The sequence below is a fragment of the Acinetobacter sp. YH01005 genome, assembly GCF_013420465.1.
GTDB classification, from domain to species: Bacteria; Pseudomonadota; Gammaproteobacteria; order Pseudomonadales; family Moraxellaceae; genus Acinetobacter; species Acinetobacter amyesii.
Window position 1 is genome coordinate 21,185 of sequence record NZ_VOYA01000005.1, and the last position, 25,162, is coordinate 46,346.

General features: G+C 39.6%; 27 protein-coding genes and 1 tRNA gene. 13 read left to right on the forward strand and 15 right to left on the reverse strand.

The features are described from left to right. Positions 1 to 213: 213 nt before the first annotated feature. On the reverse strand, positions 214 to 561 hold the full coding sequence (gene ygaH / locus FTT72_RS04080) for an L-valine transporter subunit YgaH (RefSeq protein WP_078189050.1): 348 nt from the start codon (positions 559 to 561) through the stop codon (positions 214 to 216). Further along, positions 558 to 1,310, reverse strand: coding sequence for an AzlC family ABC transporter permease (locus tag FTT72_RS04085; protein WP_078194362.1), 753 nt, complete (start codon positions 1,308 to 1,310; stop codon positions 558 to 560). The genes ygaH and FTT72_RS04085 overlap by 4 nt, the downstream gene beginning before the upstream one ends. Positions 1,311 to 1,413: 103 nt before the next feature. On the opposite strand from FTT72_RS04085, the gene FTT72_RS04090 reads away from it, so the two are divergent. Together FTT72_RS04090 and FTT72_RS04095 are read left to right on the forward strand one after the other, a co-directional pair. After that, on the forward strand, positions 1,414 to 1,893 hold the full coding sequence (locus FTT72_RS04090) for a hypothetical protein (RefSeq protein WP_180004110.1): 480 nt from the start codon (positions 1,414 to 1,416) through the stop codon (positions 1,891 to 1,893). A 433-nt stretch (positions 1,894 to 2,326) separates the two neighbouring features. Next, positions 2,327 to 2,485 (forward strand): hypothetical protein, encoded by a 159-nt coding sequence (locus FTT72_RS04095; RefSeq protein WP_180133541.1) that lies wholly within the window; start codon positions 2,327 to 2,329, stop codon positions 2,483 to 2,485. Between the two features lie 96 nt (positions 2,486 to 2,581). Here FTT72_RS04095 and FTT72_RS04100 read toward each other — a convergent pair whose 3' ends face one another. Next, positions 2,582 to 3,289: a Crp/Fnr family transcriptional regulator gene (locus FTT72_RS04100; protein ID WP_180177916.1), complete on the reverse strand. Its 708-nt coding sequence runs from the start codon at positions 3,287 to 3,289 to the stop codon at positions 2,582 to 2,584. A 101-nt stretch (positions 3,290 to 3,390) separates the two neighbouring features. Between FTT72_RS04100 and FTT72_RS04105 the strand changes: the two genes are divergently transcribed. Next, positions 3,391 to 3,930 (forward strand): DUF962 domain-containing protein, encoded by a 540-nt coding sequence (locus FTT72_RS04105; RefSeq protein ID WP_078189046.1) that lies wholly within the window; start codon positions 3,391 to 3,393, stop codon positions 3,928 to 3,930. 65 nt (positions 3,931 to 3,995) lie between these two features. Here the strand turns inward: FTT72_RS04105 and FTT72_RS04110 are convergent, their stop codons facing one another. Together FTT72_RS04110 and ychF are read right to left on the reverse strand one after the other, a co-directional pair. Then, positions 3,996 to 4,388 (reverse strand): hypothetical protein, encoded by a 393-nt coding sequence (locus tag FTT72_RS04110; protein ID WP_257220777.1) that lies wholly within the window; start codon positions 4,386 to 4,388, stop codon positions 3,996 to 3,998. 262 nt (positions 4,389 to 4,650) lie between these two features. Next, positions 4,651 to 5,742: a redox-regulated ATPase YchF gene (ychF, locus tag FTT72_RS04115; protein ID WP_078189045.1), complete on the reverse strand. Its 1,092-nt coding sequence runs from the start codon at positions 5,740 to 5,742 to the stop codon at positions 4,651 to 4,653. Positions 5,743 to 6,011: 269 nt separating this feature from the next. Here ychF and FTT72_RS04120 point away from each other — a divergent pair, with 269 nt between their 5' ends. Then, positions 6,012 to 6,776 carry a glutathione S-transferase family protein gene (locus tag FTT72_RS04120; RefSeq protein ID WP_168379640.1) on the forward strand — a complete coding sequence of 255 codons (765 nt, stop codon included), beginning with the start codon at positions 6,012 to 6,014 and terminating at the stop codon, positions 6,774 to 6,776. Between the two features lie 82 nt (positions 6,777 to 6,858). Here FTT72_RS04120 and FTT72_RS04125 read toward each other — a convergent pair whose 3' ends face one another. Beyond that, positions 6,859 to 8,187: a hypothetical protein gene (locus FTT72_RS04125; protein WP_180177917.1), complete on the reverse strand. Its 1,329-nt coding sequence runs from the start codon at positions 8,185 to 8,187 to the stop codon at positions 6,859 to 6,861. A 483-nt stretch (positions 8,188 to 8,670) separates the two neighbouring features. On the opposite strand from FTT72_RS04125, the gene FTT72_RS04130 reads away from it, so the two are divergent. After that, a complete protein-coding gene (locus FTT72_RS04130) occupies positions 8,671 to 9,141 on the forward strand; it encodes an Lrp/AsnC family transcriptional regulator (protein WP_067763303.1) in 471 nt (156 codons plus the stop codon). An 89-nt stretch (positions 9,142 to 9,230) separates the two neighbouring features. Here FTT72_RS04130 and FTT72_RS04135 read toward each other — a convergent pair whose 3' ends face one another. The 3 genes from FTT72_RS04135 to FTT72_RS04145 form a co-directional block, all read right to left on the reverse strand. Next, a complete protein-coding gene (locus tag FTT72_RS04135; protein WP_078189042.1) occupies positions 9,231 to 9,983 on the reverse strand; it encodes a YebC/PmpR family DNA-binding transcriptional regulator in 753 nt (250 codons plus the stop codon). Between the two features lie 299 nt (positions 9,984 to 10,282). Further along, the gene (locus FTT72_RS04140; RefSeq protein WP_180177918.1) at positions 10,283 to 10,852 is read right to left on the reverse strand and encodes a 1-acyl-sn-glycerol-3-phosphate acyltransferase; all 570 of its coding nucleotides are present in this window, start codon (positions 10,850 to 10,852) and stop codon (positions 10,283 to 10,285) included. A gap of 764 nt (positions 10,853 to 11,616) precedes the next feature. After that, positions 11,617 to 11,693 (reverse strand) — tRNA-Ile (locus tag FTT72_RS04145). A gap of 368 nt (positions 11,694 to 12,061) precedes the next feature. On the opposite strand from FTT72_RS04145, the gene FTT72_RS04150 reads away from it, so the two are divergent. Then, the gene (locus FTT72_RS04150) at positions 12,062 to 14,266 is read left to right on the forward strand and encodes an OsmC domain/YcaO domain-containing protein (RefSeq protein WP_180177919.1); all 2,205 of its coding nucleotides are present in this window, start codon (positions 12,062 to 12,064) and stop codon (positions 14,264 to 14,266) included. 536 nt (positions 14,267 to 14,802) lie between these two features. Continuing rightward, on the forward strand, positions 14,803 to 15,027 hold the full coding sequence (locus FTT72_RS04155; protein WP_111885746.1) for a hypothetical protein: 225 nt from the start codon (positions 14,803 to 14,805) through the stop codon (positions 15,025 to 15,027). Positions 15,028 to 15,153: 126 nt separating this feature from the next. Here the strand turns inward: FTT72_RS04155 and bioB are convergent, their stop codons facing one another. Next, positions 15,154 to 16,146 carry a biotin synthase BioB gene (bioB, locus tag FTT72_RS04160; RefSeq protein WP_180027230.1) on the reverse strand — a complete coding sequence of 331 codons (993 nt, stop codon included), beginning with the start codon at positions 16,144 to 16,146 and terminating at the stop codon, positions 15,154 to 15,156. A gap of 277 nt (positions 16,147 to 16,423) precedes the next feature. Then, positions 16,424 to 17,518, reverse strand: a complete 1,095-nt coding sequence (gene queG / locus FTT72_RS04165) for a tRNA epoxyqueuosine(34) reductase QueG (protein ID WP_180063153.1) — start codon at positions 17,516 to 17,518, stop codon at positions 16,424 to 16,426. Positions 17,519 to 17,538: 20 nt separating this feature from the next. On the opposite strand from queG, the gene FTT72_RS04170 reads away from it, so the two are divergent. Together FTT72_RS04170 and FTT72_RS04175 are read left to right on the forward strand one after the other, a co-directional pair. Beyond that, on the forward strand, positions 17,539 to 19,026 hold the full coding sequence (locus tag FTT72_RS04170) for an NAD(P)H-hydrate dehydratase (RefSeq protein ID WP_180177920.1): 1,488 nt from the start codon (positions 17,539 to 17,541) through the stop codon (positions 19,024 to 19,026). A gap of 1 nt (position 19,027) precedes the next feature. Continuing rightward, positions 19,028 to 19,303 (forward strand): acylphosphatase, encoded by a 276-nt coding sequence (locus FTT72_RS04175; protein ID WP_180012138.1) that lies wholly within the window; start codon positions 19,028 to 19,030, stop codon positions 19,301 to 19,303. Between the two features lie 70 nt (positions 19,304 to 19,373). Here FTT72_RS04175 and ruvC read toward each other — a convergent pair whose 3' ends face one another. Continuing rightward, the gene (gene ruvC, locus FTT72_RS04180; RefSeq protein ID WP_078189034.1) at positions 19,374 to 19,919 is read right to left on the reverse strand and encodes a crossover junction endodeoxyribonuclease RuvC; all 546 of its coding nucleotides are present in this window, start codon (positions 19,917 to 19,919) and stop codon (positions 19,374 to 19,376) included. A gap of 131 nt (positions 19,920 to 20,050) precedes the next feature. On the opposite strand from ruvC, the gene FTT72_RS04185 reads away from it, so the two are divergent. Together FTT72_RS04185 and FTT72_RS04190 are read left to right on the forward strand one after the other, a co-directional pair. Next, positions 20,051 to 20,623, forward strand: a complete 573-nt coding sequence (locus FTT72_RS04185) for an FxsA family protein (protein WP_078192890.1) — start codon at positions 20,051 to 20,053, stop codon at positions 20,621 to 20,623. 146 nt (positions 20,624 to 20,769) lie between these two features. Then, on the forward strand, positions 20,770 to 21,417 hold the full coding sequence (locus FTT72_RS04190) for a LysE family transporter (protein ID WP_180007363.1): 648 nt from the start codon (positions 20,770 to 20,772) through the stop codon (positions 21,415 to 21,417). Positions 21,418 to 21,486: 69 nt separating this feature from the next. On the opposite strand, the gene FTT72_RS04195 is transcribed toward FTT72_RS04190, so the two are convergent. The 3 genes from FTT72_RS04195 to ahpF form a co-directional block, all read right to left on the reverse strand. Continuing rightward, positions 21,487 to 21,681 (reverse strand): hypothetical protein, encoded by a 195-nt coding sequence (locus tag FTT72_RS04195; protein WP_078192892.1) that lies wholly within the window; start codon positions 21,679 to 21,681, stop codon positions 21,487 to 21,489. Positions 21,682 to 21,915: 234 nt separating this feature from the next. Continuing rightward, the gene (locus tag FTT72_RS04200) at positions 21,916 to 22,158 is read right to left on the reverse strand and encodes a hypothetical protein (protein ID WP_180010281.1); all 243 of its coding nucleotides are present in this window, start codon (positions 22,156 to 22,158) and stop codon (positions 21,916 to 21,918) included. 265 nt (positions 22,159 to 22,423) lie between these two features. Beyond that, positions 22,424 to 23,989: an alkyl hydroperoxide reductase subunit F gene (gene ahpF, locus FTT72_RS04205; RefSeq protein ID WP_180108753.1), complete on the reverse strand. Its 1,566-nt coding sequence runs from the start codon at positions 23,987 to 23,989 to the stop codon at positions 22,424 to 22,426. Between the two features lie 283 nt (positions 23,990 to 24,272). Here ahpF and FTT72_RS04210 point away from each other — a divergent pair, with 283 nt between their 5' ends. Further along, complete coding sequence (locus tag FTT72_RS04210) at positions 24,273 to 24,491, forward strand: DUF1653 domain-containing protein (RefSeq protein WP_180010283.1); 219 nt, start codon at positions 24,273 to 24,275, stop codon at positions 24,489 to 24,491. A 57-nt stretch (positions 24,492 to 24,548) separates the two neighbouring features. Beyond that, positions 24,549 to 25,142: an O-methyltransferase gene (locus tag FTT72_RS04215; protein WP_180177921.1), complete on the forward strand. Its 594-nt coding sequence runs from the start codon at positions 24,549 to 24,551 to the stop codon at positions 25,140 to 25,142. The last annotated feature ends 20 nt before the right edge of the window (positions 25,143 to 25,162 follow it).

The following is a 25,162-nucleotide window of genomic DNA, read 5'->3' on the forward strand; positions in this document are numbered from 1 at the left end:
TTCGATGGGCTTTTGCAGTCCCCAACTCAATTCAGATGGTTGTCTAGAATGAATATAAATTTTGCCTTGAATACAATGGTACTTTGCCATCTATGGGGTTTCGCTAGATTTTTATGTTATACGTTGACTATCTCATAAATATTGCTAATTAAAAGGCACAGGCTGAAGAAGCTTGTGCTTGAGGTTTTTATTTGGATTGTCGCTGACTCAGCTTTAGAGATGAAAAGGTATATAGGTATAGACTAAGCCGTAAGTCAGTGCCGCAGTCAGTGTAGCAGGGACAATTTTTTTAAACTTGAAATACAAGCCTGCAAGCACAGCAAATCCAACTAACATGGCAAAGCTTTTATTTGGAGTTTCAAGCAGCGGCGGTAAGGTTGCAACCACCAACATTGAACTAATTGCGGCAATACCAATCGAGCCCAAAGCGATTTTGAGCCATAAAGAACCACGCTGCTGTGAACCTTGCTGAAATTTCTGAATTACAAAGAATGGCCCAAACCGTGATGCAAAATTCGCAATCCCGACCAAGATCCCGACCAGGATAATTTCTAGATTCATGATGCTTCACCCATATGTTCAGGATCAGGTTTTTTTAAGACATAATGTTTGAATAAACCGGCAAAAATACCAGAAGAAATACCGATAAAAATCGCAGCAGACAAGTCGATAAAGTAGCAGGCAATCGCAGAAACAATAATTGTAACCGTGACCACAAATGTATGTTTTTTCTCAAATGCGGCAAGTAAAAAGCTTAAAAACAATGCAGGCAGCAGGAAGTCGAGTGCGGCTTGTAAAAATTGTGGAAGGTTGCTGACTTGATCGGCAAATAAACCGCCTAAAAATGAGCCTGTTGCCCATGACAGCCAACTAAATAAGCTGAGTCCTAACATCCAAGATTCTGACCATTCTTGACGACGTTGCGACAGTTTAATCATACCTGATGCAAAAACTTCGTCGGTTAAACCCCAAGCCCAAACTGCCGTTTTCTTTAAATTGAGTCGGTCTTGAATCAGGTTTTGTAAAGCAGGACCGTAGAGCAAATGGCGTATATCGAGAGCAATTACAGTAAGAGCAGTCATCCAAATAGATGTTCCACTTCCAAGTAAAGCAACGACGAGAAACTGACTGGCACCTGCATACATGGAGCATGATAAAAATAAGGCTTCCCACGCAGTGAAACCAAATTGAGTCGCAGAAACCCCAAATGCAAAAGAAACAGGAAGATAGGTAAAGATAATGGCTTGACTATCTTTAGCACCTTGCCAAAAACCCGCAGGCTGAACTGTAGGAAGTTTGTGCTCAGACACGACACACCTTTGAAAGAGTTGAACAACAGGTCAAATGATGATTGAGTATTGTACTCGAATTCACTAGCATATTGCCGAATATGTTTGCTGAAATGAGCCGGATATGCAGAGGTTAAAGATGCGTGGGATACTGATTGTTTCATTATTGAGCAGCACGGTGTTGTTGCAGGCCTGTGGTAATGATGGAGCTGAACAAGCTCAAGTCGAAATTAAAGCAGCACCTAAATTAACCAATGATGCAACGGAGTATGCTGCCAAAGCTTGGGCGTTTATCAATGAAGTCGATCCGATTGTTTATGCAAAGCAAGTCGATCAGATGGAAGAGAAAGTTCGTATTCCAGCGCGTAAATTGAGTACCGAATGGCGTATCAATGTCAAAATGACCGATTCTGTGACTGAAGGTAAATATGCACTGTGTCGTAAAGCTTTAACAAGTCTGGAAATTTGGGCACGTGAAAGTATTGATCAGAGTTCGACTGTTGCACAAAAGCAAGCAGATTATGAGCGTGATAAAAATCAATGCAAAGGTGCGATTGAAAACCCTGAACTCGGAAATACCGATCCGAAAAAAGTAGGCGTTTAACCCGATCAAAGCAGTGAAGATTCACTGTTTTTTTTTGGAAAATATCAAAAAACAAGAATAAATCTATAAGAGAGGATTGGAAATTTCTCCTAAAAGTATCGCTATTTCATATAAAAAATAAATCAGACCGCTGTCTTTGCGTTGAGCTTAGTTTCAAATTTGCATGTTTATTTTTTGAATTTAAATAGATAAAGCATTGATAATGAATTGTAAAAATATCTTTTGAGAAAAATTTATTGTTAAAAACTCCCCATTTTAGAACGCTAGTCGTCTGACTTTCTCTTTAATTAATATTTTTAAAATATTAATAATACAAAGTATGGATAATGTGATAAAAAATTAAAATTATCATTATTTGATAAAGTGTGTAAAAATAACTGCGTAAAAGATGAAGTATGTAAATTAAATTAAAGACGTTGAATAGGTGATTAAGATGAAAAAAACATTAATGATGTTGTCGGTTTTGGCTGTTTTGACTACAGCAGTCAATGTACAAGCAGCGACTGAAGACAAATCAGAAGCATCAACTCAAGAAGTTGCAGCATGTACAAATGGTTTTGACAGTGTAAATGTTTGCCAATTATTGTCTTGATCAAAACTCGATAAAGTGAAGTGCCACAAATAAAAGCAAAATAACTATAAAGAATCATTCTGGTGCAATTAAATGCACTTATTTAAATCACAAATGTCAGACATCATGCACAGGAAGTGCATGAGCAATCTGATGTAACTGCGCTAGATCTAAAACTTCAATTTGTTTAAACGCAACACGAAGCACCTGTATTTTTTCCAACTGCTGAAGCTCCTGATTGACTGATTGTCTTGAGCAATTCATCAGTTGCGCGAGTTGTTCCTGCGAGATATATATGGTGTGTTGCTCAATTTCCAAATGATTTCCATATCCATTTAAAATAAACAGCAGACGCTGTGCGAGACGTTGACTTAAACTTTGCGTTTGTAAGGCTATGAGTTCCATAAAGGCATAGCGAAGTTTTTGACTGGTGAGCTGGGCAATATGAAACCAAAACTCAGGGTGTTGTTGTAATAATTGCTGAATTGCTTGAGCCGGTAAGTGTAATAAGGTGGACTTTTTGGTACAGATGGCATCGTGAGAACGTGGTAATTGGTCAACCAAGGATATTTCGCCAAACCACATAATCGGCTCAGCAATGGCGGCAATCGCTTCTTTGCCATGAATATCAATATAGCCTAAGCGAACTGCGCCTTCTAAGACCGCATACATACCATTAAAACGCTGTCCTGATAAAAAAACACGTGCGTCTTTTTCGAAAGTTAAGGTCAGGGCATGGCGGCAGATAAAGTCTTGGAAGGAAAGATTTAAGCCTGAATACCACACATTTTTATTGAGTTGATGCACATATTGAGCGTCCAGCACAGCATATCCTTATTTTTTGGTCCAATTTGTCTATTAGCTGACAACTTTATTGATGCATTTTTTTATATAGTGAAATGAGTGAATGAACAAGGAGTAAGTTAATGAGCAAACTTGAAAGACTGCTAAGCCAATATGCAGCATATCATTTAGATCGAAAAAATGTACTGACGCATTTTGTGGGTATCCCGCTCATTGTATTTTCGATTATGTGTCTAACAGCACGAGCAGGGCTGATGATTTCAGGTTTTGAACTAACCCTTGCATTATTGTTGATTATTGCCAGTGTCATTTATTACCTGAGTTTAGATAAAATTTTCGGTTTGATCATGCTTTTGGTGTTTGCCGTCACATATCCCTTAGCCTTAATGATCGCAAAAATGAGCCTTATGTCATGGTTGATCTGGAGTGTGGGGATCTTTGTAGTGGGTTGGATCATCCAGTTTATCGGTCATTATTATGAAAAGAAAAAGCCTGCGTTTATGGATGATGTCATTGGCTTGGCAATAGGGCCTTTATTTGTTCTAGCTGAGTTTGTGTTTCTACTAGGCTTTCGTAAAGAGCTTGAACAACGCATGCTGACAGAAGCAAGAAGACAGCGCGCAGAGATGGATGCAAAAGCATTACATACTGCTCACCCATAAATGATTTGAATAAAAAAGCCGGATAATTCCGGCTTTTTTTGCGCGATGTATTGATTCTCAACTGTTTAGGATTTAACAGCTGCTTTATGTTGTTCCGCTGCGACCTTTTGTGCAGCGATTTTTGCTTTTGCGTCAGTATTTGCAGCTTTGGCAGCATGGGTTGAAGTTTTAGCTTCTGATTTTGCTTGTGTTGCAAGATGCTGTGCTTGAGCTGCATCATGTTTTGCTAATTTTTGATTATGTTTCACTTTGCTCTGAGCCAATTGGCTGGCTTGTTTTGCATCGTGTCGAGCGACTTTTGCATCATGCTGCGCAACTTGTGCTGCATGTGTAGCAGTACGTTCCTGATGTTTTGCATCTTTAGCAATAGAAACACAAGTACCACCTTTATGGTTTGCACCTGTACCACCTGTAAGTGTGGTGCCTTGTGGACATGCAAACGCAGTTGCACTAAGCATTGTAAAGATACCTGCTGTTAGAATTGTGCTGATTTTTTTCATTGCTATTGTTCTATGAAAATAGGCATTAGTGCCTATGAGTAAATTTATAGCAGAACGGTAGCGATTTAAGTCGTTGCACTGTGGTGACTCGGCAACCAAATCATGTATTCGTGTCGATATAATTTTGTTTTTAAGTTTTTAAATATGCTTATTTTTTGGCTTGAGCTTTTGCCTGAAATTAAAAAAGCCAGCAAATTGCTGGCTTCTTATGAGTACTGTCTTATACGTTAAAACGGAAGTGTAAAACATCGCCATCTTGAACGATGTATGTTTTACCTTCTAAACGCCATTTACCTGCTTCTTTAGCGCCGGCTTCACCGTTGTATTGAACGAAGTCGTTGTAGGCAACACATTCAGCACGAATAAAGCCTTTTTCGAAGTCAGTGTGAATCACACCTGCAGCTTGAGGTGCAGTTGCACCAATTTTTACTGTCCAAGCGCGAACTTCTTGTACACCAGCTGTGAAGTATGTTTGAAGACCAAGTAAGCCATAACCTGCACGAATAACTACGTTTAGACCAGGTTCTTCCATGCCTAAAGCTTCAAGGAATTCAGCACGATCTTCATCTTCAAGTAATGAAATTTCTGCTTCGATTTGGTTGCAAAGTGGAACCACAATCGCATTTTCTTCAGCAGCTAATTTTTGTACTGCTTCTAAGTGAGGGTTATTTTCGAAACCATCTTCTGCAACGTTGGCAATATACATGGTTGGTTTAAGGGTTAAGAAGCCATAACCACGCACCAATTTACGTTCATCTTCATCAAGGTCAGCTGCACGCGCAGGTTTACCTTCATCCAGTAAAGGTAAGATTTTGTCTAAAACAGCTTTGGTCGCAATCGCTTCTTTATCGCCACCTTTTGCAGATTTTGCTAGACGTGTAATTGCTTTAGAAACAGCTTCTAAGTCAGCAAGTGCAAGTTCAGTGTTGATTGTTGCGATATCGTCAAGTGGGTCAATTTTGCCATTTACGTGAATGACATTCTCGTCTTCAAAACAACGTACAACATGTGCAATAGCATCCGTTTCACGAATGTTGGCTAAGAATTGGTTACCAAGGCCTTCACCTTTAGATGCACCAGCAACGAGACCTGCGATATCCACAAATTCCATCGTGGTTGGGACAACACGTTGTGGGTTTACAATTTCAGCAAGTTTATCCATACGTGGGTCAGGTACAGGTACAATCCCAGTATTTGGCTCAATTGTACAGAATGGGAAGTTTTCAGCAGCAATCGCAGCTTTGGTTAATGCGTTGAAAAGCGTTGATTTACCAACGTTCGGCAGGCCGACAATACCACAGTTAAAACCCATGAAATAACTCACAAAGTATTATAAAAAAATTGTGGATGATTTTACATGAAAGCCATAATAAAGTCAGGTGATATGGGCAGGAGAATGTATATCTTATTGAATCGCGCAGAGATAGAGATGAATTCACGTCTGAATAATGCTTGAGTTGCACTACAGATGCAGAATAGGTGCAAAAATGACATTGTGTTTCAATAACACAGTGACTAAAGTATCCCTATAAAATTACTGGGTTTTATAAACTACAGTTACAACAAAAACTTGGAGCATTTATGCGAACTCTCTACCAGTTTCCACTCTCACATTTTTGTGAAAAGGCGCGCTGGTTACTCGATCATAAAGAGTTGGATTATGTGGCTCATAATTTAATGCCGGGTGTACATCGTGCATTTGCACAGCTTAAAACAGGGCAAAACAAATTACCGATTTTACGTGATCAAGATCATTGGGTTGCAGATTCAACTCAAATCGCCTTTTACTTGGATGCGACCTACCCCGAACATAGTCTGATCCGTCCAGATGTCAAACTGCGTGAAGACGCTTTAGAAATTAATGAACTCTCCATTGAGTTAGGGCAACATGTGCGCCGTTGGGGGTTGGCACATGTATTAAATGAAAGTGAAGAATCACTTGATATTTTAATTGGTGAAAAAGGCTATTTACGTCAGTTTGAAAAATATTCAAAACCGATTATAAAGGCACTGGTTTCTAAGGGTTATCAATTAGATACAGATAAGGTTGCGGCTTCACGTGAGCGACTGGATGAAATTGTGGTTGATTTAAATCAACGTCTGATTGAACAAGGTGGGCGTTATTTTGTGGGCGACCGATTAGGTTTAGCCGATATTGCGGTGTGTTCAATGTTAGCGCCGTTATTAGAGGTTGTCGGAACGCCGTGGGAAAAAGAGCATGGCGAAACCTTGTCAGAAGAGTTCAAAGCTTATAAAGCCTATTTGAGCGATTTGCCTTTAGGTCAATATGTACAACGCATATACCAAACAGAACGGAATGCACGGGTAGATTGGCGTGGTGTATAAGCCCTTTATATGAAACTTTGCGTCATACTGCTTAAAAAAAGCGCGCCTAATGGCGCGCTTTTTTTTATAAGACTTTCAATCCTTAAATATAGCTTTGTTGTTGAATATCCATAATATTCAACACTGGACTGATACTATCAGCTTGTAAAGTATTCAGCGGCATAACCGGGTAAAAGATATTTCCTATAGCATCTTTAATACTTGGGATGATGGTGGAGATATCAAAATCACCTTGAGCAGAACCTAAATTTTCCAATAGGTCATTAATATTTGGTATTTGCCCCGTGAGGTTTTCAGTCAATTGGTTGAACTGATCCGAGATAGAACCCAGATCAATTTTTTCAGGAGCAAGATTGCCAAGTAAATCGCCAAGATTTGGAATGGTCAGTTGATCGAGGAACTGAGTCGCTTCACCATTGCTGTCCATCAGTGCAATGACTGGTTTCAATGAATCAATCACTTGATTTAAATCAGTTGAAAGCGTCAGTAAGGATGGATTGTTGACCACATCCAAAATGGTGCTCACGCTATTTAATACATCATAAATCGCTTTGACGGTTTGAGCCTGATCCGTATCGATGACATCGCTTTTTGCCAGTAAATCTAACAGCGGATTAAGTCCTTTGATCACCCCTGAAATGGTCTCAGGGATATTGCCTTGGTTGGCTGATGAAATGGCGGTCACTAGATTGGTCACACTTCCAATCACAGTCGGTAAAGCATGGCTCAACTGTTCCATATCAATAGTTGAGTTATCTTTATTGATTGAGGCTAATAAAGGTAGGAGGGCACTCGTTGCACCTTGTGCAATTTGCCCAAAGTCAATGTTTCCAGAATACGAGCTCCCAATCATCTGAATAATGGGTTGCGCATATTCTAAAACTTGACTGAGTGTATTGATAATTTGCGTTGAATCCGTTGACCCTGTTGCACTTCCAAGCATAGCGAGCAGTGGTTTGATGGCATTTACAGCGCTGCTGATATTGTCAGGAAGATTGCCTTGATTATTGGTGCTACTCAGTAAACTTTGCAAGCTGTTGACAATGGTAGGTAAGGATTGAACCAACTGATTCATCTCTGTTGAGCCAGCGTTGCTACCTAAGTTTTGTAGGAGTGGTTGCAGAGTTGTCATCAATGTCTTGAGTGCATCCGAATTTGAACCGTTATTGGATGTTAGACTTTGAATCGTGCTAATCACTTGAGGAAGCGATTTAGTCAGAGCGCTAAAATCAAAAGACTTTGTGCCACCTAAATTACCCAATAATCCTGTCAGCGTATCCGTGATATTGGTTGTAGGTTTAAGCGGGCTAAGTAGGTTACTGACCGTGCTGCTAATTGTACTGAGTTGTAGGGATGGACTTAGTACAGAACTTAATTTTGAGCTGAGTGAGCTCAGTGATTTAATTGCCATGTTTATTCTTCCGTTTTTGTTTTTTTGTATATTTATGAACCGCCGCTATTTTTTAATGTAATTACCAAATCTAGTAAATAAGTGAAAAAAAGCAAAATGTGAAATAGAGCGCACATTGAAAAATATAGTAAAAATAAAAAATTGAAAAATATACATAAAATATCTTTTCCTTTTATCTGAAATTGATTTATTCAGATCAATGGAATGCATCGAGAAGCTTTATTGGTAGGTTGTCTAAAGACGTCATTTAGAATATAAAAACTAAACTTTGATGAAAAAACATTCATTTAATCGTCGAATTAATGCAAATTATTATGTTCATAATGCGTATGAGCTTTATTATTTTTAATAAATCATGCTATACATGAGAAAAATTGCACATAAATGCTGATTTTAAAATTTAAAATAACATTGAAAATGACAACAGACGTTTGATGAATCAGGATCATCAACACTGTTTTCAAAAATGGCTGGAGTAGACTGATGGAACTAGACCGTTTTGATAAACAAATTTTAGAAATTTTGACTCATGAAGATGTCAATTTAAATGAACTGTCAGAGCGGGTGAATTTATCGGTCAGTTCAGTTCATCGACGGATCAAACAATTGATTGATCACAATATTATCAGTGGTCTGAAACGCGAAATTAATTATCAAAAATTGGGCTTTAGTTTGCATGTGTTGCTGCAGGTGTCATTAAGCAAACACGATACAGATACCTTTGCTAAATTTTTAGAAGAATTAGAAAGTATTCCAGAAGTCATTAATGCATTTTTAGTGACAGGGCAGTCTGCCGATTTTATTGTAGAAGTCGTTGCACGAGATATGGAAAACTATAGTGAAATTTTACTCAAGCGCATTGGTAAAATTGAACATGTGGTCGCATTACATTCGAGCTTTGTAATTAAACAATATAATGTCTTTAACTGTAATGGTTTGTTAAATAAGGTTTAAATGTAGCTCTCAAAGATAGACTCAAACAGTTGAAAGTTTGGTATTAAAAAACGCACCGAAGGGTGCGTTTTATACATCACTCGATTGAATTATAGAGCTTCTAACTCAGCCATCACTTCATCGGTGAATTCAACGTTGGTATATACGTTTTGAACGTCGTCAAGATCTTCAAACATATCAATCATTTTGATGATTTTTTTCGCTTGTTCGATATCTGAAATTAACGCTTTAGTTGAAGGGTTCATGACTACTTCGGCGTTATCAGATTTTAAACCTGCTGCTGCAAGTGCATCTTGAACTTCACCGAAAGTTTCTGGTGTGGTGATAACTAGAATTTCTTCTTCGTCCACTTCGATGTCTTCAGCACCCGCTTCTAAAGCGATATCCATGATTTGATCTTCTAAAGAAACATCTTCAAAAGTAATCTCACCACGTTTGGTAAACATATAAGCCACTGAACCTGCAGTACCTAAATTACCATCAGTTTTAGAGAAGCAGTGACGAACGTCAGGAACAGTACGGTTCAAGTTGTCAGTCATTGTTTCAATGATGACAGCAACACCACCAACGCCATAACCTTCGTAAGTGACTTCTTTTAGATCAGCATTTTCTTCACCGCCGACACCACGTTGGATTGCACGGTTAATGGTGTCACGTGTCATGTTTGCAACTAATGCTTTTTCAACAACAGCACGTAAACGTGGGTTAGACGCTACATCACCGCCGCCTAAACGTGCAGCTGTCACGATTTCACGGATAAATTTTGTGAATACTTTAGCGCGGCTCGCATCTTGTTTTGCTTTACGATGCTTAGTATTAGCCCACTTGGAATGACCCGCCATGCGAAATATGCTCCTTGTAGATTGGCCTTATGCCTATCAAATTGAGCAAATTCTACCATAATGGCTTTTTTGTGTGAAAGTACTGGATTTCAGGAATTGAGTAGTTGAAAAAAAATATCCAAATTTGAGAAAATAATAAGAAATGTCAAAACGCTCGTACTGTAATTTTTCTTATGATGAGAATCGGGCTGAAAGGGGAAGTTCGATCTTGTTATAAAAGGAAGATATAAATGTACAATGCATGGAGCACGTGACATTTATATCTTTAAATACGTATTTCGTTAAAACGTGAATGGCGCTTAGTCTTTATTTTTAGGTTCAGGGATCACGATGTCTAAACCTACTTTATCTTTATAGAGCTGCTTAATTAAAGCTAAATCGTGATCGAGGTCAGTTGGGTAAATCTTACCGAAAATACCGCCTTGTTTGGTTTTTGAGTTGGCATACATTAATACAATTGGCACACCTGCAGCTTTAGCGATATACCAAAAGCCTGTGCGAATCGGTTTTCGTGCTTCACCACGTTCTGCACGGGTCGCTTCTGGAGCAATGACTAAATTAAATTTTTCATTGGCTTCAAAATGCTCAACCATTTGAGTCACGATGTCTTTATTGGCTTTACGGTCTACAGGAATACCGCCAATCAATTCAAGAACAGGTTTAAATGGACCTTTAAAGAGTTCTTTTTTAATCAGCGTGTGAATTTTAATGTCGTAAATTTGGCAAAGGGCCAGTGAAAGAACAGCATCCATCATTGAGGTGTGTTCAAAGCCGACGATCACTTGTTTATTTTCTAAAACATCAGGTTCTACGTGGTATTTCCAGCCTGCCAATTTAAATGCAGATTCGCCAATAAACTTTTTCAACATAGTCGGTGATACGGTGATTTTAAAAAGGTGTAATTTCTGCTTGTTTGGATCATGAGTCAAGAGGATTTAAGTGAGCTTTGATCTGAATTGTGCATATATTTCAAATCGGAATAAGAAGGGGGGATTGAAGAATTATACTTTTTAGCAATAAATCGGTTAAATTTTATATAGCAAAGCTATCATCATAGATAAAAATACTCTTAAAAATTTGCTAAATATGGCTAGGCACCGTCAGAAATTCTTATTAGACTTTTGTCGTAGGTTAAAATTTTTAACCTGTTGGTCTTAACTCGTTTTCTAACGGAGAACTCAAGCATGATTTATTTAACTGCTGTGTTATTCGCTGTTGCTATGTTTGCTTTGATTGTTATTTGGTCAATTGTTGAGTTTTATTTGGACTTAAGAAAGCCTGAACAGGTTGAGTCTTAATATTTGTGCTTTTAAAGTGTGAAATATATAGTATTTCTAAATGTCATGAATCAAAAAACATTTGCTTATAATGAATAAAATAATACCTTTTAAGTATAACAAATCGTGACTTTATTTAAGGGTATCTAGAACTTAAGCTTTTAAATTTTTCTTGAATGTATTTCTTTATAACCTACTTCTTGTATTAACCAATCGTAGCTTACTCAAGTTGACTTGAAGTTTTGTACGTATCTATATGTTATCTGCCATATCTTTTAAAGGCTTAGACAAACTTTACTTAGCTTTTAACATTAAAAAACCCCTCACGATTAATGCACGTAAGGGGTTGTTTTATATGGTGGGCCCACACAGACTTGAACTGTGGACCAACGGATTATGAGTCCGCTGCTCTAACCAACTGAGCTATAGGCCCTATATTCTGAATGTGTTATTTATCAACAAGTTCAGACGCAAAGCATACTAGCGAAGATTTTTTTAAAAGACAAGCCTTTTTCTTCACGGCTGCACACTAACACAACAAATTGGCTGTAGTTGCAGCAGTTGAGCTTGGATTAGACCAAAATGCACAAAGTGCCGAATCCTATCGTGATGTAAATCACGACAAAAGTTATCAAACAGTCAAAATAACCTTATAATAATGCCCATTCTTGTCAGTACCGTGCTCAACAGCGCATAGATTGGTACTGGCCTCACATTTTTAAGTCAATGTCCTACATTTATTCGGCTTATGTTTTCATTTTTATGTGTTGCACTGACACATAAGAATATTTAGGTGCCCACATGGAAATTAAGGTTAATTATCTCGATAACCTTCGACAAGAAGCCAAATTTGATGACTTCACGGTAATTGCCGACCAACCTATTCGCTATAAAGGCGATGGCTCTGCTCCCGGACCATTCGACTACTTTTTAGCGTCATCAGCATTATGTGCAGCGTATTTTGTAAAAGTGTATTGTGTAGCGCGAGACATTCCGACAGACAATATTCGTTTATCTCAAAATAATATTGTTGATCCTGAAAACCGCTACAAGCAAATTTTCAAAATCCAAGTCGAACTTCCTGCGGATATTTCAGAAAAAGACCGTCAAGGCATTTTGCGTTCAATTGACCGCTGTACGGTTAAAAAAGTGATTCAGACTGGTCCTGAGTTTGTCATTGAAGAAGTAGAAAGCATTGATGCAGATGCACAAGCTTTACTTATGCCAAATTTAGCGTCAGAAAGTACCACGTTTATACCGGGTAAAGATCTGCCACTAGAAGAAACCATTGCCAATATGTCAGGTATTTTGGCTGGTTTAGGCATGAAGATTGAAATTGCATCATGGCGTAATATCGTACCGAATGTTTGGTCACTACATATTCGTGATGCACAATCGCCAATGTGTTTTACCAATGGTAAAGGCTCAACCAAAGAAAGCGCATTAGCTTCGGCTTTGGGTGAATTTATTGAACGTCTCAATTGCAACTTCTTCTATAACGATCAGTTCTGGGGTGAAGAGATTGCCAATGCGGACTTTGTGCACTATCCAGATGAAAAATGGTTCCAACCCGGCCCAGAAGGCGAGTTACCTGTCGAAATTTTGGATGACTACACACGTGTAATTTATAACCCAGAAGATGAGTTGTTAGGCACACATCTATATGACACCAATTCAGGAAATACAGCACGCGGTATTTGCTCTCTTCCTTTTGTCCGTCAGTCAGATGGTGAAACAGTGTATTTCCCATCAAACTTGATTGAAAATTTATACTTGTCAAACGGGATGAGTGCAGGGAATACCTTGGCTGAGGCTCAAGTGCAATGTTTATCGGAAATCTTTGAGCGTGCGGTCAAACGTGAGATTTTAGAAGGTGAATTGGCTCTACCAGATGTACCAGAAGAGGTTTTAGCCAAATATCCAAGTATTGTTGCAGGTATTAAAGGGCTTGAAGAACAAGGTTTTCCTGTATTGGTAAAAGATGCTTCACTTGGTGGTCGGTACCCTGTGATGTGTGTAACCTTAATGAACCCACGTACTGGTGGGGTTTTTGCATCTTTTGGTGCGCACCCTAAACTCGAAGTGGCTTTAGAGCGTAGCTTAACCGAGCTTCTACAAGGCCGAAGCTTTGAAGGTCTAAACGATCTACCAAAACCAACGTTTAGCTTGAATGCAGTCACTGAGCCAAATAACTTTGTAGAACACTTTATTGACTCAAGTGGTTTGGTATCTTGGAAATTCTTTAGCGCACAATCAGACTATGATTTTGTAGAGTGGGATTTCACATCTGAAGGTGAAAATGCCAATGCGGAAGAAGCTGCAGCGATGTTTGCGATTCTAGAAGACATGGGCAAAGAAGTGTATATGGCGGTCTACCAGCATCTTGGTGCTACGGCATGTCGTATTTTAGTTCCGGGTTATTCTGAAGTGTATTTGGTTGAAGACTTGGTTTGGGATAACACCAACAAAGCTTTGGACTTCCGTGAAGATATTTTAAACATTCATCGTCTAGATGAAGACGAGTTAGTGTCACTGGTTGAGCGCTTAGAAGAGCTTGAAGTGGATGACTACACGGATATTGTGACGCTCATCGGGATTGAGTTTGATGACAATACCGTATGGGGTCAATTAACGGTTCTTGAGCTCAAACTACTGATCTATATTGCGCTACAAGAGTTTGAAGAAGCAAAAGAGTTGGTCGAAACCTTCCTTCAATACAACACCAATACGGTCGAACGTGGTTTGTTCTATCAATGTATGAATGTGGTTTTAGAAGTTGAATTGGACGATGACTTAGATCTCAATGACTATGAACATAATTTCCGTCGTATGTTTGGTGACGAACGTATGGATGCAGTGATTGGTTCAATGGATGGCAGTCTTCGCTTCTACGGTTTAACTGAAACCAATATGCAACTTGAAGGTTTAGATCGTCATTTACGTCTGATTGATAGCTATAAAAAATTGCATGCTGCACGTGCGAAGTTTGCCAGTCAGAACGTTTAAATCTGGGCTTGTGAATAACGTTACTCATGTGATCATCTATTTGAAAAAACTCTCCTAAGGGGGAGTTTTTTTGTGCGAAATTTGCTGAAAATTAATCTATATCTGTGATGTTGATATTAATAAAAATCCTTATAACTCAGGTGAATATAAGGAAGGCTTAAAAATAACCGATTATCCGAAATTGTGTCATTTTAAAGTAAAGATATTTGACTCATTGGAAAAATATGCTAATAAATTAGCTATGGCGTGTTTAGGCATGATCATAATATTTCAGGACGAAATATTCAGAAGCACATTAATAAATAAACGGGAGTTTTAACAACATGCTTCAATTATTCAGAAAACTATTTTGCATGCATATTTACGAATACGAGCAAATGGAAGAAATCGGTTCGCACAAGGAATGTCGTAAGTGCGGTGTGACAAAGTAATGCAGAGTCTCAGCCGAAAAAAAAGTGAGCGAAAGCTCACTTTTTTAATGCCGGTCAATATTGAAATCATTAAAATAGAAATACATTCACAGTTTTCATGCAGATATGAGTAAAGATTTTCAAGCCGAGCGTTATACCGTCGATGCCAATATGGCAGATACCATTGCATGGTTATTACAACATCAGGATTGCTTTGAATCTTTTCATTATGATGTGATTCAGCAGCAATTGGTGGTTCAACATGCTAATGGTCAAGACATTATTCGTGAAGGGGATTATTTAAATGCAGGCTATGGAATTTTAATAACAGCACATAACTTTGCGAAGTAATCGATATATTTTCCATACTCATGGTGATTCAACCATTCATTTATTCGCACCATCTCTTGCATTGCACATTGAAACCTACCACTGATCATTCAATAAAACTAAGCCCCGATGTTCGGGGCTTGGGTTTTAAGCCATTTGCATGGCATCAGTTGAAAGCTGTGCAGCAGTTGGTTTGGGCTGTTCCGCGATTAAACCGAGTTTGCTAAATAAAAGCTGATCTTTGCCTTCGCCTGCATTTGGCGTGGTCAGTAGTTTTTCACCAGAAAAGAGTGAATTTGCACCTGCCATAAATGCCAAAGCTTGTTCTGAATCACTCAGGGATTCACGACCTGCAGAGAGTCGAATATAGCTTTTTGGCATAATGATCCGTGCGACTGCAATGGTGCGAATCCATTCGATCACATCAAGTTTTTCAACCTCTGCAAGTGGGGTACCTTGAATAGGGACAAGGAGATTGATCGGCACGGATTCAGGATGAATCGGCAGCGTTGCCAACTCCATCAAAAAGGCGATACGGTCATCACGGCTTTCACCTAAGCCCACAATTCCGCCGCTACAGATTTTCATTCCAGATTGGCGAACATAGTCTAGCGTCGTTAAACGGTCATCATAGCTACGTGTGCTAATGACATTGGGATAATACTCACGAGAAGTATCGAGGTTATGGTTGTAATAATCTAAGCCTGCCTCATGTAGGCGCTCTGCCTGAGATTGATTTAGCATGCCAAGGGTCATACAGGTTTCAAGTCCCAGCGCTTTGACTTCACGCACCATTTCTAGCACATAGGGCATGTCCCGTTCATGTGGATTACGCCATGCAGCGCCCATACAAAAACGCGAAGAACCTGAGGCAAGCGCAGCTTTCGCTTCATTGATGACTTTTTCCACAGCCAGACGTTTTTCAGCTTCTAATCCAGAGTCATAATGTGCAGACTGAGAGCAATATTTACAGTCTTCAGGGCACTTACCGGTTTTAATCGAAAGTAAGGTGCTGACTTGAATATGATTGGCTTGGAAATATTCACGGTGAATGGTCTGTGCTTGGAATAATAAATCCATCAATGGTTGTTGATACAACTCTTGTATTTCTGGATGTGTCCAGTCATTTCGGTAGCTCATAAATGATCCATATTTTCTGCCTAATGCAGATCATCATACGTAAAATTTGCAGACTTCCAAGACTATTTTGTAACATTGAAATTTAGCTAAAGTGCATTGAAATGGCTTTTTTAAAGAACTTTTGATATTTAAGATACTTACAAAGTTATGTTAAATGTCAGCACAATCGCTGCAATGTTTATTTTGAGCTAAAAAATTAATTTTCTTGGATTACGTCATTAAGTTCTAGCTTAAATGAAAACTTTGTAAGGATCTGGAAAATAGAGAATAAAAGTCCTTAAAGCATTTTTGAGTTTTGTTCTGCAATTGCCCAATCAATATGAACTTGCACAATCGCGTCATGTTTTTCGCGAGAATTTTTTAATGATTGAACAATATTTGAACTGTATGGTGCATTGCCTAAGCCAATGGCGATATTTCGCATAAAGCTTTGATAGCCTGTTCGTCGGATAGGACTGCCTTCAGTACAGCTTAAAAAGGTGGCTTCATCCCATTGCCACAGATCTAATAAACTCACTTGGTCGAGACCATGACGTGGATAAAAGTCCTCAATTTGAGTTTTATGCGCAAAACTATTCCATGGACAGATGAGCTGACAGTCATCACAACCAAACACACGGTTACCGATGCCACGACGTAATTCTTCAGGAATGATGCCTTTGTATTCGATGGTTAAGTAGGCAATGCATTTACGTGCATCTAACATATAGGGCTCAACGATGGCCTGAGTTGGACAGATATCAATACAGGCTGTGCATGAACCACAATGTTTGGTTGCCGGCGAATCAAAAGGTAATTCGAGTGATGTAAACAGCTCACCTAATACAAAAAATGAGCCTGATTTTTTATGGATCAGTAAGGTGTGTTTGCCTGTCCAGCCCATGCCTGCATTTTCAGCTAAGGATTTTTCAAACACTGGTGCAGAGTCGGCAAAGGGTCTAGATTCAAAATCTCCGATTTTTTCACGGATGATATTCGACAAGGTTTTTAAACGACCACGCATGACTTTGTGGTAGTCACGACCTCGTGCATAGCGTGCAATGATGGCTGCATTTGGCTCATCAGGAACATAACGTGGTTTTGGGGGTTCGACCAAATAATCCATGCGGACACAAATGATACTGCGGGTGCCGGGGACTAAAAGTGCAGGATTGGCACGTTTTTCAAGGTTTTCCTCTAGGAATTTCATATCGCCATGATAACCACGTTCTAAATATTCTTTAAAACGAGGGAGTTCCTCTTGAGCATCTGGCTTTGCGATGACACAATCAGAAAAACCTAAATTTAAGGCTTGCGCTTTAATCCATGCTTTTAGGGTTTCTGGATCATATTGATCGACAGGAATTTTTTGTGCAGGAGTTGAAGCGGCCATAATCATAACAAGGAAAAACAATGCGTCTGCAAGTTTACCATAGCCCTGTTTATCTTAGCCAAAGTATTCAAGCTTGGGAGCAGCGTTGGTTTGCTCAGCACAATAGCAGTTATGGTCTGATGCAGCAGGTCGCATGGTCGATTGCTCAGCAACTCATTCCAAGGTTAAAGCAGCAAAATTTAAAAAATATCGCTGTATGTTGTGGACAGGGCAATAACGCAGGAGATGGCTATCTTACAGCGCAATACCTACAGCAAGCAGGCTTTCAAGTCGATATCTATGCCGCTGAAATAGGGGCATCGAAAGATTTGCATTCTGCGGTACAGGAAACGATAGATCACAAGCTCAAGATCTATACACATTTTGATTTTCAGCGTGACTATGACGTCTATATCGACGCATTATTTGGTATAGGGCTCAATCGTGAACTTTCTCACGAGTGGCAAGCCATTATTCAACGATTGAATGCATGCACGGGACTCAAAGTTGCGATTGATATTCCAAGCGGTTTACATGCCAATACAGGACAGCCTTTACCCATCGCATTTCAAGCCGATTATACCTTTACGGCATTGGGTTTAAAAGCAGGGTTATTTACAGGCCAAGCGAAGGAATATGCAGGTGAAGTTTCGGTGATAGCATGCATACCGACTGATATTAAGCTTGAGCCACTTGCGTATTTGTCACCGCAGAAAATCACTTTACCTGAGCGACAAGCTTTTGGTCATAAAGGCAGTTATGGACATGTTTTAGTTGTTGGTGGACATGCTGAAATGGGTGGGGCGGTGATTATGGCTGCTGAGGCTGCATTCCATGCAGGTGCAGGTAAGGTCACGGTTGTTTGTGATGCACGACATCACACCGCAATTTTGGCGCGCGCACCGAATATTATGCTACGCGATATCAATGCTTTAAATACAGAAGCGATTCGGCAACTGATCGATCATGTCGATGCGATTAGCTTTGGCATGGGGCTTGGTCGTGACAATTGGGCACAACAGCAGTTTCAGTCATGGTTTCCATTGATTCAGCAGTCAACCTTGGAAATTGTTTTGGATGCAGATGCCTTGTGGTTTCTAGCTGAAACACCTGAAAAATTGAATACACGCACCTATGCAACGCCACATCCGGGTGAGGCTGCAAAATTATTGGGTCTATCTACTGCAGAAGTTGAAGCGGATCGTGTACAAGCAATTCAGTATTTAAAAGAAAAATTTCAAGGTCAATGGGTGCTTAAAGGGGCAGGCAGCTTAATACTTGAAGATCAGCTTTGGATTTGCACCGCAGGTAATGCAGGAATGGGTACAGGCGGTATGGGCGATGTGCTTGCAGGGATGATTGCAAGTTTAAAAGCACAATTCCATCAGCAAATTCATCTGCACGAAATCGTAAGCCTGCATGCTTTAGCAGGTGATGTATTGGCGAAGCCGGGGATGCGTGGTTTGCAAGCGCAGGATATGGCCCAAGCGGTTTATTATGTGGTCAATCATTCAGGAGTTGAAGACTAAAATGCATGCAGTTAAATTGCGAATTCAAGGTAAAGTGCAGGGCGTTGGCTATCGTCGTTGGTTTGAACAGCAAGCGATTGCACTTGGTTTAAATGGCTATGTGAAAAATCTAGCGACGGGCGAAGTTGAAGCACTGATTATTGGAACTGAAGACGCCATTCATAAAATACTGAAACACAGTCTGGTGGGGCCTTTACGAGCAGACGTAACTAAAATCGATCAGCAAGAAATTCCAATGCATGAATTAGACTATAGCAATTTTAAAATGATCCGCTAAATTTGATCACTAGATTGAGTGGGCTTTTGAAAACAATCTGAATTACTGAGCTATATGTTTTGACGATTATTTATCGACGTCGAGTGCTTACACGACTTCGACCACGAGCCATACCACCTAAGGCATTCAGTACAGCCATTTTACTCATACTACCAGACGCATGCGCATGACAAATTGCGGCAGCCAAAGCATCGGCTGCATCCTGCTGTGGTTTGATGCTTAGGTTCAGAATGCGCATAACCATCATTTGGACTTGTTCTTTGTCTGCCGCACCATAGCCGACCACTGATTGTTTGATTTGACGTGCTGTATATTCAGCGACTTGTAAATCTAAATTGGTTAAAGCGGCAATGGCAGCACCGCGTGCTTGACCCAGTTTTAAGGCAGAGTCAGGGTTTTGAGCCATAAAGACTTGCTCAACCGCGGCTTCAGTAGGTCCGTGAAACTTTACGATACGATCAATACCAGCAAAGATACGTTTTAAGCGTTCAGGCATTTCTGTCGTTTCGGTACGAATGGTGCCAGCATCGACAAAACGTAGTTTAGAACCATCCTTTTCGATGATGCCGTAACCAGTTAAGCGCGACCCAGGGTCAATACCGATAATTAATGACATGTTTGCCTATTTGCCCTTTAAAAATAAAAATATGCCCATATTGTTACATAAGCGTGTCAAAAAAGCTTGATAGTGATTGAGCAGTTGAACGCAACACCTTAAATTAATTTACTTAGATTTGTTTAATTTTCATGAAATTATTTCTTCTGATTTTAGCAGGCTTGATCCTGGAAGTGTTTGTCTGGATCGGTGTGGGCGACCTCGTCGGCAGCATGTGGTATGTCTTTTTCTGGTTCGTGGCGGCCTTCTTTATAGGGATGAATATTATCCGTAAATATTCATCAGGTCTGATGCCTCAAATGCAGCAAATGCAAGCAGGTCAAATGAGTAATGATCCAGCTTTAACTGGAAATTTACCAAAAATTTTGGCTGGTTTCTTATTGCTGTTACCGGGTCTAATCTCAGATATTATGGCATTACTTATTTTGATTCCACCTGTACAAAATGCCATGAAAGCAGTCATGATGAAAACAATGATGAAGCGTCAGCAAGCCATGATGGAAAAAATGATGGGTGGCATGATGGGCGATATGGGAGGCATGGGCGGTGCTCAAGGTCAGAACCCATTTGCAGATATGATGCGTCAAATGCAAGATATGCAAAATCAGCAATCAGGTCGTGATTCATCCGTTATTGATGGTGAAGCTCGTGAAGTGACGCCAGATGCGAAACAAATTGAACTGAAAGATGTCAATAAAAAATAATTAACTCAGTATGAAAGGCCGAATGTGTATTCGGCTTTTTTTTTGCGTAAATTTTGATACGGCCTAAAAATAAACCTTGTGTTGCCAACAAAAAAATTGAACAAGCGATATAATCTTCACGTTTTAATTCAAATGAATCAGCTTGCATGTCACTGTTATTCACCATCTGTGCGCTTCATTTTGTTGCGCAGTTGAGTCCCGGTCCAGATGTATTATTAATTGCTAAAAGTGCAGCATCAACAACGCGTGCAAATACCTTAAAAATTATTGCGGGGATCTCTGTCGGGATTGTGGTGTGGGTCGTTTTAACCTTATTGGGCTTTACGGTTCTGGTTGAGCAATTTCCATGGATACAACAAGTTTTAATGGCTGTTGGTGGATTTTTCTTAGCGAAAATGGGTTGGGCAATGTTTAGTGGCGGGCTTAAAAGTTTAAATCAAACAGCCAATTTAGAAGATGGGCAGGCCTTAAGTCAGCAGAAAACTGAAAATTATTTCTTATTAGGTTTATTTACAAATTTAGCCAATCCGAAAACATTGATTTATTTTAGTAGTGTGTTCTCACTGGCGTTGAGTTCATCAGCCAGTAGTAACCTAAAAGCACAGCTTGCTGTCATCATTCCGATTCAAACCTTTATTGTGTTTAGTTTGTTTATGATGATTATGTCTTTGCCTAAAATTAAAGCACTCTACCAACGTTCGGGTAGTTATATTGATGTGGTTTCAGGGGCGTTATTTTTAATTTTTGCGATTTGGCTGTGGTTCGACGCAATTAGAATGTTCAATCTTCAATAGCTGCAAACATATTGCTGTCAGCAAAGCGAAAGCCAAGTATTAAAACTTGGCTTTTTTTATGTCCAAGTTCTATTGCTCTGGATTGGTTTGATCTTGGTCTTTAGATGGTGCTGTATTTGATGGATCTTGTGCAACATCGGTAGTTTCAGCATGATCACGATAACGGTTCGGTTTGAGGGTGGTTTCGGTATTTTCAGAGCCCTTGTATAATCGGCTACGATTGGCGCGTTCACGTAAACCGCCTTTTTTGATTAACTGCACCATCGTCTAGAACCTCATTGCTATTGCCATAGTTTAAAGAATTTTCCTCGTGAAGATAAGTGAGCAGGGCGATGCTAGCGCATAAAAAAGCCTGAAATCATTCAGGCTTTCATCATTTTAATTTATCTCTTTGAATGACTTTAAAGCAACTGGATAATAGTGCTTAGATTTAGCTTGGCTAAATTTTACACATTGCCAGCCTGTTCATACGGCTGTATTTGGCTGTTGTAAAAAAGCTTAATTTTTACCATCTTGCTTGAGTACTTCAAAGATGTTGAGTTGGGTCGAAGCTTCAGTATCATGCTGTTGCAAATACACTTGGACACTCTTAAATAGAATGGCAACAGCCAAACAACTGAGTATGCAAAATATCCAAAAGCCATATGGGCTACGGATATTATGCGAGCCACATTCGGAACATTCTTTATCGCTTGAAGCCAATACTTTATTGCAACAAGCACAGTGATATTGATAGTGCATTGCTTTTCTCCATTTAGTCGAATTTGACCAACATTCTTGTTGTTATTGTCAACCACCAATCCGTGATGATTGTTTTATCTTAATGTGCAAATAAGCTGCTGTACAAGTTTTAAACGGTTTGTTTTGCTCATTATTGTGTAAGTAAAAAGCGTCAGAGAGTTAAATATTTGTTTTATTGCTAATTTATAAATGAAACAAGACATGAATTTTTAGTCATAAAAAAGCCAGTTCGAAAACTGGCTTTTGCTGTTCTGTCTAAACTGAATTATTGACCAGAACGGATGATGTAATCAAAAGCAGACAATGATGCTTTCGCGCCTTCACCTGTCGCAATGATGATTTGTTTGTACGGTACTGTTGTACAGTCACCTGCAGCAAATACACCTTTTACATTGGTTTCGTTGCGCTCGTTAATTACGATCTCACCACGGTTTGAAAGTTCAACTGCTGTTTCTTTTAAGAAATCAGTGTTTGGTAACAAACCGATTTGTACAAAGATACCAGCCAATTCAATCGTTTTGATTTCATCAGTTGCACGGTCTTTGTAGTTCAATGCAGTCACTTGTGAACCATCACCAACCACTTCTGTAGACAATGCATTCATGATCACAGTGGTATTCGGTAAGCTGTTTAACTTGTCTTGAAGCACTTGGTCAGCGCGAAGCTTAGTATCAAACTCAACAAGTGTTACATGTTCTACAATACCAGCAAGGTCAATCGCCGCTTCGACACCTGAGTTACCACCACCTATGACTGCAACACGTTTACCTTTAAACAATGGACCGTCACAGTGTGGGCAGTATGCAACACCACGAGTACGGTATTCTTGCTCACCTGGAACATTCATCTCTCTCCAGCGTGCACCTGTTGAAAGAATCACTGTTTTAGATTCAAGTTTTGCACCATTCTCTAAAGTTACTTCAACTAGACCATTGGCTGTTTGATCTGCACCTTTGATGTCTGATACACGTTGCAAGTTCATGATGTCCACACCGTACTCACGTACATGTGCTTCCATTTCAGCAGCAAACTTAGGACCTTGGGTCTTTTGAATCGACGTGAAGTTCTCAATGTCCATAGTATCCATGACCTGACCGCCCATGCGTTCAGCCACGATACCGGTTTTAATACCTTTACGTGCTGCATAGATTGCAGAAGTATTACCTGCAGGGCCACCACCAATCACAAGGACATCAAATGCTTCTTTGGCATTTAGCTTTTCAGCATCTTTTGCAGCAGAGTTGGTGTCTAATTTGGCAATGATTTCTTCCAAGGTCATACGACCTTGACCGATGTGATTGCCGTCTTGGAATACCATCGGTACAGCCATGATTTTGCGTTCTTCCACTTCTTCTTGGAAGAATGCACCATCAATCATGGTTGCAGTTGTGCCAGGGTTGTAAATTGCGATCAAGTTTAGTGCTTGAACTACGTCAGGACAGTTATGGCAGCTGAGTGATACAAATACATCAAAATCAGCTTTAAGACCTAAACCTTTAATGGTATTCAGTACTTCGTCAGAAACTTTCGGTGCATAACCTGAAGTTTGTAGCAAAGCTAGAATCAAAGACGTGAACTCGTGGCCCATCGGTAGACCTGCGAAGAATACGCGTGGTGTTTCACCTGCTTTTGCAATACCAAAGCTTGGCGCACGGCTGTTGTTACCGTCAAAACGTGCAGTCACTAAATCAGATAAAGCAGCAACTTCAGTCACCAATTCTTTAATTTTGTCTGATTTGTCCGTGCCGTTTAAAGTTGCGACGATTTCAATCGGGCCTTCAAGGCGTTCAAGTAAGGTTTTTAATTGAGCAGAAGTATTTTGATCTAACATTGCTAACGTCTCCAGAGGAGTAAATTTATTTGATGAGAGAATGATAGAACAAACCATTAAATAGGTGAAACGGTTTGTTTTTATAAAATTAATCGGTTTTACAAATCAAGTGATTAAATTTCTTTCTAAATCATAAGAATATACCGATGTGAATGCAGTCAATATTGGGCCACTATCGAGAAATACAAGTTAAATAGTGGAAAAATAAACGAATTCATCGCGCTTTAAGCGAGAGAATGCTAGAGTCAACGCAATTGTATTGAGAACTTTTTAAGGAAATGACATGCAGGTTAAGAAAGGGATTTATCAGCATTATAAAGGTCAGTTGTATCAAGTCTTTCATGTTGCAACACATAGTGAAACGCGTGAAAAAGTTGTGGTCTATCAGTGCTTGTATGACGACTATTCAATGTGGGTCAGACCCTTAGAGATGTTTATGGAAACCGTTGAAATTGATGGTGAAGTAATTCCACGTTTTAAGCTGATCCAAGAAACCCACTGAGCAGATATTTAGCCCTTCAATTTATAAATATGAAAGAAATAACAAAAGGACAGAATCATGAGCATGGATGCAAATTTTAAAAACTATATGCAACAACTCTATGCAGACTTTAGTGCTCACGATGCTGCGCAAAATCACCGACTTGCGCGTTACCGAAATATTGAGCCTGAGTCTGCACTTTTTTTAGCTATGCAAATTCGCTTGAAACAAGCCAAACAGATATTGGAAATTGGAACATCTACAGGCTATTCCACGCTGTGGTTAGCAGATGCTGCACAGTCTACACAAGGGCGGGTCGAAACCATTGAAATTGATGCAGCGCGTATCGAACAAGCCAAACAGCATGCTGAAAATTTAGCTTTATCCGAATACATTGAATTTCATCATGGCGATGCGCTGCATTTTTTACAGCAGTCAAATCAGCGTTATGATTTCATTTTATTGGATGCAGAACGTGATGCGTATGTGGCGTATTGGCCATATTTAGCTGAATTGATACAAGTTCAAAATGGCGTGTTGATCGTGGACAATGTGCTGTCACATGCCGATGAGGTCGCTGAATTTATCCAACGCATTGAAGCGGATGATCGTTTTATCAGTATGACCTTAAATGTGGGCGCAGGGCTCTTTATGGTGACTTGGCGCAACTAAAAATCAGGGCATTCAGCCCT